We start from the raw sequence: 15,055 nt of genomic DNA, 5'->3' as shown, positions 1-15,055 counted from the left end.
GCCTTCTATATCAATTGGGTAATTTATAGTATTTATACGCTAAATTGGTGTAATTATGGTATAAACCTATGTTAAGGCTCTTTTGGAGGGGGCTGTTTCAGTGTATGATTAATGGTCAGCTTTAATTTGTAATAATTTATTACAGCCCATTGGCAATGGGTAGAATGCTATCTACACTAGACTACGACTTGATTACTCTTTTTTTGTTAATTTTCTACGCTCTAAGTCATTCTGAAGTACAGCTAAGCGGCAAGGAGTGTGATCATTCTTTTTTAACGTATTGTACTGCTACTTGAAGCATAACGAGTATATATTGTGAGTTTGATTATGAGGGAAACCTATTTGTGGATATCCTGATACTGGTAGGGTTCATAGTTGTTGTTTTGGTGGTTGTTTCGCCAATTCTTTCCATTATTGCGCTAAGTCGTGCAAGTCGTTTGGAACAACAATTTTCACAACAAAATCAACGTATAGCATTTCTAGAAAAAGAACTGAAACTTCACACAAGTCATTTGTCGAATCATTCAACGGGATCCCCTCCTAGTCACACGCCATCATCAGTAGAACAAATGGTAGGTTCTGCATCACCGACAGATATCTCTATTGAATCACCAAAGCATGCTGATACTTCAACAGCGAAAACAGCGAGTATGTCGATGGAAGGGGAGCCACAAAAAATACAATCCGCAAGTTCGGCCTCTGTGCCTACGGTCGATGTCAATCGGTTTGATAGTAAAAATGCGCCAATTTACGCTGTTGATGTTAATCGTTTTGATGCTTCATCACAAAAAGAAAATAAAAATATTCGTGAGCAAAGTGATGGCTCTTGGCCTATTTTTAGTCATTTCTTCCATTGGATCTGGCAAGGCAACCCGTTAGCTAAAATAGGGATTTTACTGTTATTTTTTGGGATAGGTTATTTGCTTAAGTTTAGTGTCCAAAATAACGTTCTTTCCCCTCAAATACGTTTATTGATGAGTGCAGTAGGTTGTTTAGTTTTACTTGGCATAGGTTGGTATCTTAGACATAAGAAATCATTATTTGCCCTGATTTTGCAGGGGGGCGCGATAGGTTGCTTTTATATTACGATATTTGCCGCCTTCAAACTTTATACCATGTTGCCTTATAGCATGGCACTCATTGCGATGATTTTGGTATGTGCAGCAAGTATTGTGCTTGCGCTATTACAACGGGCGATTAGCTTAGCCATCTTAGCTTCTCTAGGTGGGTATTTAGCGCCAGTATTGTTATCGACCGGTGGCGGTAATCATATTCTGCTGTTCTCATACTACTTGATATTATCAATTGCTATTTTGGTTATCAGTGTTTGGCAGGCATGGCGCCCATTAAATTTAGTTGGCATGTTTATGACCTATGTGGTCGCTATATTATGGGGCTGGAATGAGTATCACCTAGAATATTATGTATCGAGCCAAATTTTTCTCATTGCTAATTTAATCGTTTTTAATGTACTCACTCAATTATTTGCATTACGTTATCCACACGAAAAACAAATGGTTGTTGATTATACTTTGCTATTCCTCCCACCATTTATCACGATGGTATTACAGTACGCAATTTCTTGGCAGATAGGCTTTGTGCCAGCCTTTGTGGCACTTTTATTAGGCGTTTTGTATTTGCTTGCCGGTTTTCAAATTCACAAACGATACGGTAGTTCAGGGAAACGCCTCGCATTAGGTAACATTGTCATTGGCGCAGGTTTTGTCACCTTAGCAATACCATTAGCGCTAACTTTCGAATGGACCTCAATTATTTGGTCAGTTGAGGGGCTATTATTGCTGTGGTATGGCTTCTCAGTGCGTAATAACAGATTAGTTACGGTAGGCATGGTGCTGATCATTATCAGCGCAGTCACGCTACTGGGTGGCTTCTCGCTATATTCATGGAGCAGAGCTAGCACCTATATGGTACCGATTTTATTGGTAGCTTGTTTTTGTGCAGGGGCACTGCTCCATTTATATCGTGAGTTATCGGCTTACTTTAAATTATTCAGTTATGGTTTTCTGCTACTAGGTTTAGTCGTTTGGTATTTTTGGTTACCGAACATTACCGATATTTTATCGTGGAGTGGGGAATCTGAAAGTTTCATTATTATGGCATTAGTGATTATTTCTGCTTGGTTATGGCGTTTGTTAGCCATTAAAACAGACTGGATCGCTTTATTACTGTGCCAATCATTTATCTGGTTAATTGGTTACTATTATCTTGCCTTAGATTTTATCAATGATGAAAATCCTATGGGGAGAGGTGAAGGCTCGTTGATTTGGCCTGTTATGTTGGGTAGCTCTATATTGTTTGTGATGAATGCGCATAAAGCACGTAATGTATGGTTACAGCGCATATTACACGGCGCAACGTTTTGGTTGATATTGGCCTTTATTGCGACACAAGTAAATTGGTTTGTAGCAATTTTACCTTGGGGTATGAATGAGTTTGGCTATTTTATTTACGTCATGGCTATCACATTAACAACCTTGGTATTGTATTGGTTACAAAATCAAAAAATGGCACCAATGAAACGTAATGGGATGATTTATTGGTATGCATTTTTACCTGTGACTGTGATTTTAATTTGGTTGTCTTTTATGGCTAATTTAGAAGACGGTAAATTGACATTTTGGAATTATATCCCACTCATTAACCCTCTGGATGAAGCGGGGCTATTTAGTATTGCTTCGCTATTATTGATGCGTCGTGGCCTTGTATTAAAGTTAAAACGAATTAGTGAATTTGATTTATTCGTTATTCGTGGGCTCGGTTTTTCTGCGGTGATCCTTAGTGGTTTATGGTTTAACGGTATTATACTCCGTGCAGTTGCTGATTTCTCTGAGATCAATTGGGCCTTCGATGCATTATTTGATTCTCGATTAGTACAAACCGTTCTTTCAATTAGTTGGTCACTTGTTGCACTTGGTTTTATGATTTTTGCTGCTTTAAAGCAAAATAGAGTTAGTTGGCTAATTGGTGCAGGTATTTTTGCGTGTGTTATCGCTAAATTATTTCTTGTTGATATCTATGGTCAAGATGGTTTATCCAGAGCAATTAGCTTTATTGCCGTTGCTGTGCTTATTTTGGTTGTGGGTTATTTTTCACCACTTCCACCAAAAGTCAGGCAAGAAAAAGGGGCCAATGGAGTAGATGATGATGCTAACTAAATATAAAGGGATGTTGCCGAGGATTTGTGTCCTCGCGGCTTCGTTATTATTTTCGAGTACTATATATGGGCAAAATAGCCAATCTTTAACGCCTTACGATTTTTATCAAGGTTCTGAATTAAGTGAGAACAATGAGAAAACTCCTTTCGCGTGGGTGGAATTACCCTCTGAAGCCTATATGAATTCAGCGCATTCGAAAACACTACAAGATGTTAGGGTATTCAATGGAACGGGGCAGGAAGTTCCTTCCGCACTCTTTTTTGATTCAGAAGAAAGCAGTGAAACCTCTCAAATTCCGTTTTCTTTACAACCTTTAATTATCAAAGCAGACCAAGTCAGCTCGAAAGAAGAAACGCTAAATGAACGGCAATATTTATTGGTTGAAGTTGTACCTAGTAAAGTAAGCCGTATTGAGATCCCATCGCTACAGAATAGACAAGATGTTAAGTATCAAGCCTTTTTATTAACACGTAAAAGTGAGCAGCAACGTAATTTGCCAATCCAAACCTTGTCTTTGGATTGGGATAGTAGTCAACAAGATTGGCAGGCAAAGTCTTTTATCTACGCTAGCCAAGACAAGCAGCGTTGGATAAACATTTCTACTAATCAACCAATAATGAGCTTAAATTCACATGCAGGGGAAATTCGTAGCAATACGATAGAATTATTATCTGGAAATGACCCAGCACTAATGGCGCCTTACTTAATGGTGATTACAGTCGCAGACAAAGAGGCACATATACCCGATTTAAAATCAGCCGAAGGAACTGCAAAAGTATTTCATTCAACAAGGCGACAAGAAACTTGTAACTTTACGACTAACAATGAAGGTATGTCGTTAAATCAACTTATTTATCGTTTACCTTCAGCACAGCCACTGAGCTCAATAGCGATACATTTGCAACAAACTAATCGGGTATTGCCATTACAGATAGAGTACACCGCGAATTCAGGCGAAAATTGGTTGCCACTATCTAATATAGTTGCTTATAACCAAATCAATGATGGTAAGCAGGTTCGCAATCCAGATGTATCCGTAAATGGCCTCATGGTTAAAAAATTGCGGATCACGGCATTGAAAGGAAGTTGGGATGATAAGCCGCCTTATGTTGAAGGGAAACGTGATGCTGTTAATTTAGTTTTTAATATGCAAGGTGCATCACCCTATTTATTAGCTTGGGGAAGCCAACTAGCAACCCTAGATAATCTAAGCTACCAAGAGCTATTAGGGCAGTCATTAACAGTTGAACAATTGATGCATCGTTATCCTGAATTATCAGCCTCAAATGAGATTATCGAGTTAGGAGGCGAGGAACAGCTTACTTCAAATATTTCAGCTGAAGGTTATTTTGATTGGGTGACTGGGATACTTTGGGGATTACTAGGGTTCGGAATACTGATATTAATTTATTTTTGTTGGTATTTGATAAAAGAGATCAATAGCAAAAGTTCTAAATGATCATTGAAGAAATAATAAAAAGGAGGTCATTGTACCTCCTTTGCTATTGATGGAGTTCTCAATAATTTATCAAATAAAATTAGATGATTACCTTTCATTAAAAAATTGACAAATCCCCCCAAATGATTACTCCTGAGAGCTACTTTTTGACAAGGAATTGAGTTAAAACAAAACTCTAGATTAAGGAGAACACGATGAAGACACAACTATTCTCAAAATTATTTATTGCGATAGCGTTGCTAACGAGTGCATCCGTATTTGCTCAAACAACTGAAACAATGCCTTCACACGAAAATGTGAAAATTGAGCATTCACTCAAACAAAATAAATTGGGAGATCTTGGCGATATTGAATCTATACGTGAACAAGTAGAAGTAAACCGCATTGAGCTATCAGAAACAACGACTGATCGTCGTTTTAATGGACGTCAATTCAGAATTGATGATAAAAAAGACTAACTATCACCTTTATTGTGTTACGCTTTTTTGATAACAATTAGCGTAAAATTACAGCCAGAGGAAACGATTATGTCTCAAGGCCAATGTTTGTGTGGTGCAGTAAAAATAGCAACTCAACAGCCAGTCGATAAAATTAGTGTTTGTCATTGTGAGATGTGCCAACGTTGGAACGGTGGGCCGAGTTTTACTATTGATTGCCATAGTGATGTTAGTATTGATGGGGAAGAGTTTATTACCCGTTTTGCATCATCGGAATGGGCAGAGCGTGCTTTTTGTAAGCAATGTGGCACTCATCTATTTTACCATCTTCATACTCCCTCTTCTTATTATGTTTCTTCAACATTGTTTGGAGAAACTAAAAGTGCAACTCTAGCAATGCAGATTTTCGTTGATAGTAAACCTGCTTACTACAATTTTGTTGAAAAAACGCCGATGCTGACAGAGCAAGATATCATCAGTTTGATGAGTAAATAAAGATCATGAGCTGGTTTTTACTGGCTCGTCTTTATCCTTTGTAATGCGAATGTCTCGAATATGGATTATAATAACTTAAAAGCCTAGTTGCTTATTATAGAGAATTATTTAATTCTAATAATTTAATAAGATAAGGCAAATTAAACTTTACCGCAGATTGTATAAATAACCATTAATGTTTAGGGATGTTCGCTGATGAACAGTATGAGAAATATGCGGCATGCTAGTAATATCGCATGGGTATTGCAGTGGGTATTGAATATTGGGTTGATTGCACTCGCTATTGTGCTTGTGTTCTTTTTAGCCAAAGAAACCTATACCATGGCATCGTTGATGTTTAGTGGCCAAAAAGAAGCAACAGCTTATGAGCTATTAGAAGGAATAGTCATCTATTTTCTTTATTTTGAGTTTATTGCTTTGATTACTAAATATTTTTTGTCTGGTTATCACTTCCCATTACGATATTTTATTTATATCGGAATTACTGCAATAATACGCTTAATTATTGTCGACCACAGTGATCCAATGACAACATTACTTCATGCCGGTGCTATTTTAGTCTTAGTTATTGCATTATTTATCGCCAATACAGAAAGACTGAAACGAGAATAGAATAATTCAAATTTTTTTTAATATAGGAAAAGGGATGAAACTCATTCCTTTTCCTTATGCATTTTTCAATTAACATAGAATATTAAGTAATAAAACATAGCTATTTTTATGTGAATCAGCGCATGTTTCTTTTTGGCAATGCTAATTCCTCTCATTCTAATGTTAAATTATACTAATACAATAAAATACCACTGGTTTATCCTGTTAAATATTTGAAAGAAAGTATTTTACTTTTTAGAAAGGGTTATCTACTGTGTAAAAGTTTATTATTCTATACTCGTCATCCTTTAAGTTGTAGGGGTGTTGACTACACTCAGCTAGCCGAGTACATAGTTTATCTATGCCCCCGTCTATCTTCGTTTGTCACCTACCTGAAACTCGAATGATTTAGAGTATAATAACCTAAGTAACTTGCAAATATGACAACAAATACACTCCCTAAAAAGAAAGGGTTTTTAAACCGTGTTGAGCGTATCGGAAACGTTATGCCCGATGTTACAATGCTGTTTATTTATGCCCTAGTGATCTGCTGGTTTTTATCTTATCTACTTTCATTTGTAGATTTTAATTATTATCATCCAGTGTCGAAAGAAAAAATATCTGTCGTAAATATGTTTAACTATGAAGAAATCATATTATTCATTACATCGGCAGTGAAAAACTTCATTAATTTCCCTCCATTAGGAATAACTATCGTCGCAACGTTAGGGATCGGCATTGCTGAAAGTAGTGGCTTTATTAATACTGCTTTGAAAAAAATGCTTTCCTTTATTACCCCTAAAATGTTGACGCCAACCGTGGTTTTTGTCGGTATCGTCTCTCATATTGCGTCAGACTCCGCGTATGTGATTTTGATGCCTGTTGCAGCCATGATGTTTTACGCCAGTGGTCGCCATCCATTAGCAGGTATTGCAGCGGCTTTTGCTGGGTTAGCAGGCGGTTTTACTGCGAGCTATACGCCATCAATTATTGACCCTATCATGCAAAGTTTTACCCAAGACGCAGCTCAAATGATGGCACCAGGTTACAGTGTTAACGTTTTGTGTAACTATTTCTTTAGCCTTGGTGGTACGTTTGGCGTGATTTTTACCTGCTGGTTTATTACTGAAAAAATTGTCGAACCTTGGCTAAATAAAAACTGCCCAATTACGACCAATGAAGTGGATGTCGATTCAGAACAAGATCTCAGTAAAATTACACCAATTGAGCACAAAGCATTTCGTGTCGCCGGCGGTATCGTGATTTTGCTTGGCGTAGGTTTATTTGCATTATTGTGGCCTGAAAACTCACCATTACGTGGTCCTGATGGTAGTTTAACCAGCCCTAAAGCCCCTATTATGCAAATCGTGGTACCGCTGTTATTTATTTTCTTTGCGGTGCCGGGTATTGTTTATGGTTATATGACTAAATCCTTTACCTCAACCAAAGATGTGGTTAAGGCAATGGAAAATATCACCAAGTCATTAATTCCATTTATTGTTTTTGCATTTTTTGCTGCTCAATTTCTCTATTCATTCCAGCATTCTAATTTGGGCACACTATTAGCGCTATCTGGTGCTGAATTATTGCGTACACTGGATATGCCTTCAGAAATGACGGTACTTGGCGTCATTATTTTGACGGCTCTGATTAATATCATGATCACATCTGCAACTTCTAAATGGGCAATTATGGCGCCAGTATTGGTTCCTATGCTAATGGCGGTGGGGATCTCTCCTGAACTGACACAAGCTGCATTCCGCGTGAGTGATTCCGCAATGAACGTCAGTACGCCAATGTTCCCATTCTATCCGTTGATATTGATGTATTGTCAGAAGTACTACAAAAATGCAGGTATTGGGACACTTTGCTCAATGATGATCCCGTTCACAATCGGTTTATTGATCACATTGACTGCAACGCTTTATCTGTTCTGGGCATTTGATATCCCAATCGGATTCGACAGTGGTTACACATGGCAGCCAGCGCCATAGTTTGCTGGACTGAGTAAAAAGGAATAGAAAATGAATCAATTAGGTAAACAGCTAGAACAACGTTTTTTCCGCTATCTTGCTATCGAAAGCCAAAGCGATGCTTCAGCAACGTTTGTGCCGAGCACCGAAGGACAACGTGAACTAGCAAAACTCCTCGCTAAAGAGCTAGAAAGCTACGGCCTTAAAGATATTTATATTGATGATCATGCGATCCTATATGCACTCCGTCCGGGCAACAAACCATCTGCACCTAAAATTGGTTTTGTTACCCATTTGGATACGGTTGATGTGGGATTATCCCCAGTTATCAAACCTCAGACTTTAAAATATGAAGGAAAAGACCTGTGTTTGAATGCACAAGAAGAGGTCTGGTTTAAAACTGAAGAGCATCCAGAAGCCGCTCCTTATGTAGGAGAAGAGATCATTTTTAGTGATGGAACCAGTGTACTTGGCGCTGATAATAAAGCCGCAGTTACGGTTGTCATGGAGCTAATGGATAAACTACAGAATGCTGATTTCGACTGTGGTGATATCTATGTCGCTTTTGTTCCTGATGAGGAAATTGGCCTACGGGGCTCCAAAATTATGGACTTATCCCGCTTTAAGGTCGACTTCGCTTATACGATAGACTGCTGCGCGCTAGGTGAAGTCGTTTATGAAACCTTCAATGCTGCTTCTATTGATATAACGATTAAAGGGATCACTGCACATCCAATGTCAGCAAAAAATGTGTTAGTTAACCCGATCCGCGTTGCGCATGACTTTATTGGCTGCTTTGATCGTTTTGATACCCCTGAACACACGGAGCATCGCGAAGGTTACTTTTATGTGACTGATCTCATTGCAAATCCAGATAATGCCAAAATTAAAATGGCAATTCGTGATTTTGATCGTAATAGCTATGAGGCACGTAAGCGTTATATCGGCGAAGTCGTAGAATTGATTAAAGCACGCCATCCAAAAGCAAAAATTGAATTCAATATTGTTGATGTATATAGCAATATTAGCGATTCATTGGGGGATGACCGCACTGCCATCGATTTAATTTTTGACGCATTAAAGATCCAAAATGTTGAACCAAACGTTATTCCAATGCGTGGTGGCACAGATGGCTCGGCACTGTCAGCGAGAGGTGTTTTGACACCTAACTACTTTACAGGCGCATTAAATTTTCATTCTAAATTTGAGTTTTTACCACTCAGCTCGTTTGAAAAAAGCTATTTAGTTTCTGAAACCATTTGTCGTTTAGTAGGGCAAAAATAATTTTATTATTTTTAATTTTATAATTATCAAATGACCATGTGTATGCATGGTCATTTAATTTATGGGTTAAATGATATATAACAACTAATTTTATTTGTTTATCTATCTGTTTATTATTAAATCTATCAGGTCATCGTTAATTTAAAATACTTTATTTTATATTCGGAACTTGTTATTTATGAAGAGTTTTGGAGATAAAATTGTCATAAAGTATAGGATGGAAAATGATTAATATAGCAATCATTGATGATAATAATATTTTAATTCGTGGACTTGAGGCAATATTTAACCGCCATAAACGATGTAGTATTGTTGCTTCATTCCCTTTTATCGAACAAGCCATTACATGGAATCGGCAGCAGAAGGCTAGTGTTATATTAATTAATAGTGATAATTGCCATTTCGAGTCACTAAAAACATTACAAACACTAAGACGCACTCAACCTGATGTAGGGATCATTATCTATAATATTCACCGCTATTATGCCTTTTTATTGAAGGCGCTTGATATCGGCATTCGTGGCATTCTAAGTGCGAAAATTGATGCAGATGAGCTTGTTGAAGCAATACAAGTCGTTAATGCTCGCAGCAAAATCATTTCACCGGATATTGCACAAACGATAGCTCTAAAACGTATTGATCAGAACGAGCAAGCTGATCTATATGATTTATTATCAACGCGAGAGCTCGAAATTATGCTATTTATTACTCAAGGCATTTCAATAAAGCAGATCGCTCAGATGTTGGCATTGAGTCCTAAAACAGTAAATACCTATCGATATAGAATGTTTGGTAAACTTAATATCCGTAGTGATGTAGAATTAACTCATATCGCTATCAGTAATGGGTTGATTGTAACCAAACAGGGTGTATCAGGGTGTCAGAACAGTTTGAACCAAAAGCTTTTTTAAAAACAGTCACTAACCAACCTGGTGTCTATCGTATGTATGACGCTGGGGGAACGGTGATTTATGTAGGTAAAGCAAAAGATCTTAAAAAACGCCTTTCCAGTTATTTTCGAGTCACTGTCAGTAGTCGTAAAACCGAGCAGTTAGTAAAAAATATTGCTTCTATTGACGTGACCGTTACTCATACAGAAACAGAAGCCTTGCTGCTTGAGCACAACTACATCAAGCTGTATCAGCCTCGTTATAATGTTTTACTACGAGATGATAAGTCATACCCTTATATCTTTTTAAGCAAAGAGACTCACCCTAGATTATCCATGCATCGTGGTGCTAAGCATGCAAAGGGGGAATACTTTGGGCCATTCCCTAACTCCTATGCTGTGAGGGAAACACTCGCGCTGATGCAAAAACTGTTTCCAATCAGGCAATGTGAAGACAGTGTTTATAAAAATCGTTCAAGGCCTTGCCTACAATATCAAATAGGGCGTTGTTTAGGCCCTTGTGTTAAAGGTTTAGTTAGTGATGAAGAGTACGAACAACAAGTTAATTATGTGCGCTTATTCTTAACCGGTAAAGATCAGCAAGTTTTAACTGGATTGATTGAACGAATGGAAAAAGCTAGTCAAGAACTACGCTTTGAAGAAGCGGCTCGTTTTCGTGATCAAATACAGGCGGTAAGAGCGGTTACTGAGCAACAATATGTTTCTGGTGATAGTGATGACCTTGATGTTATCGGTGTCGCTTTTGAGTCAGGACTAGCCTGTATACACGTCTTATTTATTCGCCAAGGAAAAGTACTCGGAAGTCGCAGCTATTATCCCAGAATTCCAGCCGGGACTTTATTAGAAGAAGTTGTACAAACATTTCTTGGACAATTTTATTTGCAGGGCAGTGAAAACCGGACATTACCGGGTGAGATTTTATTGGATTTTGCATTACCTGAAAAAGAACTATTAGCCGATTCATTATCACAGGTTGCAGGGCGAAAAATCCAAATCCAAACGCAGCCTCGAGGAGCGAGAGCTCGTTATCTAAAATTAGCACGAACCAATGCATCCACGGCATTGCTGACTAAATTGGCTCAGCAATCAACCATTCATCAACGTATGGCATCATTAGCCAAAATAGTTGAACTGGATTCAATATCTCGTATGGAGTGCTTTGATATTTCACATACCATGGGGGAGCAAACGGTCGCATCTTGTGTCGTTTTTGATAAAAACGGGCCAGTAAAAGCGGAATATCGGCGTTATAACATCACTGGCATCACTCCAGGTGATGATTATGCGGCAATGCATCAGGTATTAACACGCCGTTATGGTAAACATCTAGATGAAAGCAAAGTGCCTGATATTATTTTTATTGATGGTGGTAAAGGCCAATTGGGGCAGGCAAAAGACGTTTTTGATTCACTTGAAGTGGATTGGGATAAAAACCGACCTTTATTGATTGGCGTTGCTAAAGGAAGCGATCGTAAAGCAGGCCTAGAGACACTCTTTTTTAAACCTGAGGGGGAAGGTATCGCCTTACCAGCAGACTCACCAGCATTACATGTGATCCAACATATTCGAGACGAATCGCATAATCATGCGATCACTGGCCACCGTCAGCGACGGGCTAAAGTTAAAAATACCAGTGCATTAGAATCAATAGAGGGAGTAGGGCCAAAGCGTCGCCAAATGTTGCTAAAATATATGGGCGGATTACAGCCTTTAAAAAATGCAAGTATAGAAGAGATTGCAAAAGTGCCCTCGATCTCATACGCGCTAGCAGAAAAGATTTATAATGCATTGAAACACTAGGTGTCTTAGGGCACCATACTTATAAAATCCATTTTGGTCAAAAAGTTACTAAGTATGATGAAATTAAATATTCCTACGTGGTTGACCTTGTTTCGCGTCATCTTGATACCATTCTTTGTGCTGGCTTTCTATTTACCAGTAAGCTGGGGGCCTTTCGTGTGCGCATTGATTTTTGTTGTCGCTGCGGTCACAGACTGGTTTGACGGCTATCTGGCAAGGCTCTGGAAGCAAACGACGAAGTTTGGGGCATTTCTTGATCCTGTCGCCGATAAAGTTATGGTGGCGACCGCATTAGTGTTGGTGACCGAAAGCTTTGATGTTTGGTATGTGACTTTACCTGCTGCAACAATGATAGCCCGCGAAATTATCATTTCATCACTGAGAGAGTGGATGGCCGAAATAGGCAAAAGAAGCAGTGTAGCTGTTTCTTGGATTGGCAAATTTAAAACGACGGCTCAAATGATGTCATTGGTTGGTTTGTTATGGCGCCCAAATTTACTGATTGAGAATCTTGCGATCGCATTATTGTACATTGCCGCCATCTTAACATTCTGGTCAATGTATCAATATTTGAGGGCTGCATGGGCAGATTTGAGCGAAGCTTGATCGAAATGATTGAAAAAACAGCGAACGAACAGATTTAAGTGATTTTTTTAAATAATTGTGTTGACTCAAAATGTGAAATCAGTAGAATGCAACGCATCGAACGGCAACGAGGTTTACGAAAAAAAATAAGTAAATCAGCCAGTTTGAAAAAGATAGTTTAAGGCGGGAATAGCTCAGTTGGTAGAGCACGACCTTGCCAAGGTCGGGGTCGCGAGTTCGAGTCTCGTTTCCCGCTCCAATCTCAGCAGTGAGATTGAACAAGAAGGCGCGTTAGCAAAGCGGTTATGCACCGGATTGCAAATCCGTGTAGCTCGGTTCGACTCCGGGACGCGCCTCCAAAAATTTAGCCCAGGTGGTGAAATCGGTAGACACAAGGGATTTAAAATCCCTCGGCCTTTAGGCTGTGCGGGTTCAAGTCCCGCCCTGGGCACCAAATAAAAACCGCGTTGAATAACAACGGGTTAGGGAAAGAAAAGAGCGACCTTTAAGGTCGCTTTTTTTGTGCTCTAAATCACACTTCATAATACTTTCAGAATATCCTTTCAGAATATAAATTTCACACTCAGAATTTTTATGCATTATTTCTGATTACCTACTACGGGTACAATTTCTACTTTTCTATCATATCGAGCCGTTTGCCCTATATTCTTATGTCCTGATATTTTTTGCTTCTCTTGCAATGTGCCATCGAGGTCAGAGATCCCTTTAGCTTTCAAATCATGAAAGGTAAAGTCAAAAGATAGTTCAGGATTATTAATGGCTGCTTGTTCTTTTGCTTTTCTCCATCGACTATTAAATCCATCACGTGAATAAGCGCGGCCATTTTGTTGATGAACAATAAATAAACTGGATACACCATCATCAAGGGGAAGGCCAGTTGCCATTGTGATAACCGCTCTCAACCTATCAGACCAGCCTTTAATTTGACTCTTACCAGTTTTACCTTGCTTAATATAAATACCCGCTTCCATGAGCTGATCTTTTTTTAGTGATAAAACGTCTTGCTGCCGAGCGCAACACAAATAAGCGAGTTCCATAGCAACTTGTACTAATAATGGCGCAGATTGGTATAACGCGTCATATTCTCTATCTGTGATGTAACGTTCTCTCGCTTTTTCTTTGAATTGCTTAACACCTTGGCATGGATTTAGCTTTACCATTCCTCGTTCATAACCCCAACGGAATACACGAGACATAAACGTTTTTTCTCTATTGGCCTGAATTCGGCTTTTTAAACCCCGCCTATCCATATATTTACGGATATGTTCCGGCTTAATGTTGTTTGGATTCATTTTCCCAAATACAGGTAATACTTTATTTGAATATTTGTGATAGTCCTTTTGTGTTTCTTGTGATAATTCGATGAAATCAGCAGATTTTAAAAATTGCTCAACAAGAGAATTAAAGTTATCAGTATTTTTTTCATCGTTAATATACTTTTCATAGTGCGCCCAAACTTCGGCGACACTACTTTCAAGTGAACATAATCTTACAGTACCACCATTTATAGGCTTGAACTCAAAGGCTGAACGCCCCCTATAAACACGTTTTGGATAGCAATTATCTTCGGGGTTCTTTCTTGTTCTTGACATTACATAGCCCCGAAATTTGGTTCTTCTTGAGTTTGTGCTTGCGACCGCTTAGATAATGGGTTTTGAAAGTGCCCCCATGTTGTTCTAGGGTGACCATCAGGGCGCTTAATAAAGAAAATGCCCGCACGTTCTAAAGCTTTGCATTGCTGGGATGGTCGCTGATAACCTGTTAATTCAATCATTTCCTCATGAGTGATAATGTCATGATCGCTTTTCATTTTGGTCTTGCCTCATCATTAATAAAATAAGCAAATCTGCTGTATCACAAGCGCGTTTTATATCGGCTTCGGTTAATTGCTTGTTTTTAACGCTTGCTGCCAATCTGCCTAATTTAATATCGAAATCCGTTAATAACTGCTCTTCGGGTTTCCAAGGTTGTAATTGCATGGTGTTAACTCGTTTGGTCGTTGAGAAAACACCATGCTAGTTAGAAATAAAAAATAAAACTGATTATGCTTAATCAATTATTCGCTCGAATAATCGCCTCGACGGGATAGCATTCAGCAACCTTACCTTCACTAACTAATAGTTCTCTATCTACTAAACAGTTGATCTCATCAGGGTAGATATAGCCATAGGGTTCAAATTCACAATTAATAGCACTGCAAATCATCAGGAATAAACCAAACATTATTGTTTACCCCTCTGTTGCTGCACGGCCGTAGGTTGAATTTCAATTTTGATATACGCAGGAAAGTCATAAGAAACTTTGCAGCGCCTGTCCGTTGAAAT

Annotated in this window: 14 protein-coding genes and 3 tRNA genes; 13 read left to right on the top strand and 4 right to left on the bottom strand. The window is 38.6% G+C overall.

Features of this window, described 5'->3' with window-relative positions; genetic code table 11:
- The first annotated feature begins 344 nt into the window (after positions 1–344).
- From M1E96_RS12845 to M1E96_RS12785, 13 genes are all read left to right on the top strand, one after another.
- Positions 345–3,176 carry a DUF2339 domain-containing protein gene (locus M1E96_RS12845; RefSeq protein WP_369427098.1) on the top strand — a complete coding sequence of 944 codons (2,832 nt, stop codon included), beginning with the start codon at positions 345–347 and terminating at the stop codon, positions 3,174–3,176.
- A complete protein-coding gene (locus M1E96_RS12840) occupies positions 3,163–4,635 on the top strand; it encodes a DUF3999 family protein (RefSeq protein WP_337979405.1) in 1,473 nt (490 codons plus the stop codon). Before M1E96_RS12845 ends, M1E96_RS12840 begins: the two co-directional genes overlap by 14 nt.
- A 194-nt stretch (positions 4,636–4,829) precedes the next feature.
- The gene (locus M1E96_RS12835) at positions 4,830–5,093 is read left to right on the top strand and encodes a hypothetical protein (protein ID WP_272579632.1); all 264 of its coding nucleotides are present in this window, start codon (positions 4,830–4,832) and stop codon (positions 5,091–5,093) included.
- 69 nt (positions 5,094–5,162) lie between these two features.
- Positions 5,163–5,567, top strand: coding sequence for a GFA family protein (locus tag M1E96_RS12830; RefSeq protein WP_272579633.1), 405 nt, complete (start codon positions 5,163–5,165; stop codon positions 5,565–5,567).
- Positions 5,568–5,762: 195 nt separating this feature from the next.
- The gene (gene psiE, locus M1E96_RS12825) at positions 5,763–6,179 is read left to right on the top strand and encodes a phosphate-starvation-inducible protein PsiE (protein ID WP_140182356.1); all 417 of its coding nucleotides are present in this window, start codon (positions 5,763–5,765) and stop codon (positions 6,177–6,179) included.
- Positions 6,180–6,598: 419 nt separating this feature from the next.
- On the top strand, positions 6,599–8,152 hold the full coding sequence (locus M1E96_RS12820) for an AbgT family transporter (protein WP_140182354.1): 1,554 nt from the start codon (positions 6,599–6,601) through the stop codon (positions 8,150–8,152).
- 30 nt (positions 8,153–8,182) lie between these two features.
- On the top strand, positions 8,183–9,415 hold the full coding sequence (gene pepT, locus M1E96_RS12815; protein WP_070926216.1) for a peptidase T: 1,233 nt from the start codon (positions 8,183–8,185) through the stop codon (positions 9,413–9,415).
- Positions 9,416–9,639: 224 nt separating this feature from the next.
- Positions 9,640–10,326 (top strand): LuxR C-terminal-related transcriptional regulator, encoded by a 687-nt coding sequence (locus M1E96_RS12810; protein WP_070926218.1) that lies wholly within the window; start codon positions 9,640–9,642, stop codon positions 10,324–10,326.
- A complete protein-coding gene (gene uvrC / locus M1E96_RS12805; RefSeq protein WP_319068527.1) occupies positions 10,293–12,125 on the top strand; it encodes an excinuclease ABC subunit UvrC in 1,833 nt (610 codons plus the stop codon). The genes M1E96_RS12810 and uvrC overlap by 34 nt, the downstream gene beginning before the upstream one ends.
- A gap of 57 nt (positions 12,126–12,182) precedes the next feature.
- Positions 12,183–12,731 carry a CDP-diacylglycerol--glycerol-3-phosphate 3-phosphatidyltransferase gene (pgsA, locus tag M1E96_RS12800; RefSeq protein ID WP_140182403.1) on the top strand — a complete coding sequence of 183 codons (549 nt, stop codon included), beginning with the start codon at positions 12,183–12,185 and terminating at the stop codon, positions 12,729–12,731.
- 162 nt (positions 12,732–12,893) lie between these two features.
- Positions 12,894–12,969: transfer RNA gene (locus M1E96_RS12795), tRNA-Gly, on the top strand.
- 26 nt (positions 12,970–12,995) lie between these two features.
- Positions 12,996–13,069: transfer RNA gene (locus M1E96_RS12790), tRNA-Cys, on the top strand.
- Between the two features lie 8 nt (positions 13,070–13,077).
- Positions 13,078–13,164 (top strand) — tRNA-Leu (locus M1E96_RS12785).
- Positions 13,165–13,309: 145 nt separating this feature from the next.
- Here M1E96_RS12785 and M1E96_RS12780 read toward each other — a convergent pair.
- The 4 genes from M1E96_RS12780 to M1E96_RS12765 form a co-directional block, all read right to left on the bottom strand.
- Complete coding sequence (locus M1E96_RS12780) at positions 13,310–14,323, bottom strand: tyrosine-type recombinase/integrase (RefSeq protein WP_140186858.1); 1,014 nt, start codon at positions 14,321–14,323, stop codon at positions 13,310–13,312.
- On the bottom strand, positions 14,323–14,541 hold the full coding sequence (locus tag M1E96_RS12775) for a DUF4224 domain-containing protein (protein WP_140186856.1): 219 nt from the start codon (positions 14,539–14,541) through the stop codon (positions 14,323–14,325). Before M1E96_RS12775 ends, M1E96_RS12780 begins: the two co-directional genes overlap by 1 nt.
- Complete coding sequence (locus tag M1E96_RS12770) at positions 14,525–14,710, bottom strand: hypothetical protein (protein ID WP_014658109.1); 186 nt, start codon at positions 14,708–14,710, stop codon at positions 14,525–14,527. The genes M1E96_RS12775 and M1E96_RS12770 overlap by 17 nt, the downstream gene beginning before the upstream one ends.
- Positions 14,711–14,783: 73 nt before the next feature.
- The gene (locus M1E96_RS12765) at positions 14,784–14,954 is read right to left on the bottom strand and encodes a hypothetical protein (RefSeq protein ID WP_196993033.1); all 171 of its coding nucleotides are present in this window, start codon (positions 14,952–14,954) and stop codon (positions 14,784–14,786) included.
- Positions 14,955–15,055 lie beyond the last annotated feature (101 nt).

The organism is Providencia sp. PROV236 (genome assembly GCF_033676985.1).
Classification (GTDB): domain Bacteria; phylum Pseudomonadota; class Gammaproteobacteria; order Enterobacterales; family Enterobacteriaceae; genus Providencia; species Providencia manganoxydans.
The sequence above is the reverse complement of the archived record's forward strand: the minus strand, read 5'-3'. Positions and strand labels throughout refer to the sequence as shown.

Coding starts and splice junctions, on each gene's coding strand:
- M1E96_RS12830 (WP_272579633.1), top strand. CDS start 5,163: ATGTCTCAAGGCCAATGTTTGTGTGGTGCAGTAAAAATAGCAACTCAA.
- pgsA (WP_140182403.1), top strand. CDS start 12,183: ATGAAATTAAATATTCCTACGTGGTTGACCTTGTTTCGCGTCATCTTG.
- M1E96_RS12770 (WP_014658109.1), bottom strand. CDS start 14,710: ATGCAATTACAACCTTGGAAACCCGAAGAGCAGTTATTAACGGATTTC.
- pepT (WP_070926216.1), top strand. CDS start 8,183: ATGAATCAATTAGGTAAACAGCTAGAACAACGTTTTTTCCGCTATCTT.
- M1E96_RS12810 (WP_070926218.1), top strand. CDS start 9,640: ATGATTAATATAGCAATCATTGATGATAATAATATTTTAATTCGTGGA.
- psiE (WP_140182356.1), top strand. CDS start 5,763: ATGAACAGTATGAGAAATATGCGGCATGCTAGTAATATCGCATGGGTA.
- M1E96_RS12780 (WP_140186858.1), bottom strand. CDS start 14,323: ATGTCAAGAACAAGAAAGAACCCCGAAGATAATTGCTATCCAAAACGT.
- M1E96_RS12820 (WP_140182354.1), top strand. CDS start 6,599: ATGACAACAAATACACTCCCTAAAAAGAAAGGGTTTTTAAACCGTGTT.
- M1E96_RS12775 (WP_140186856.1), bottom strand. CDS start 14,541: ATGAAAAGCGATCATGACATTATCACTCATGAGGAAATGATTGAATTA.
- M1E96_RS12835 (WP_272579632.1), top strand. CDS start 4,830: ATGAAGACACAACTATTCTCAAAATTATTTATTGCGATAGCGTTGCTA.
- M1E96_RS12840 (WP_337979405.1), top strand. CDS start 3,163: ATGATGCTAACTAAATATAAAGGGATGTTGCCGAGGATTTGTGTCCTC.
- M1E96_RS12765 (WP_196993033.1), bottom strand. CDS start 14,954: ATGTTTGGTTTATTCCTGATGATTTGCAGTGCTATTAATTGTGAATTT.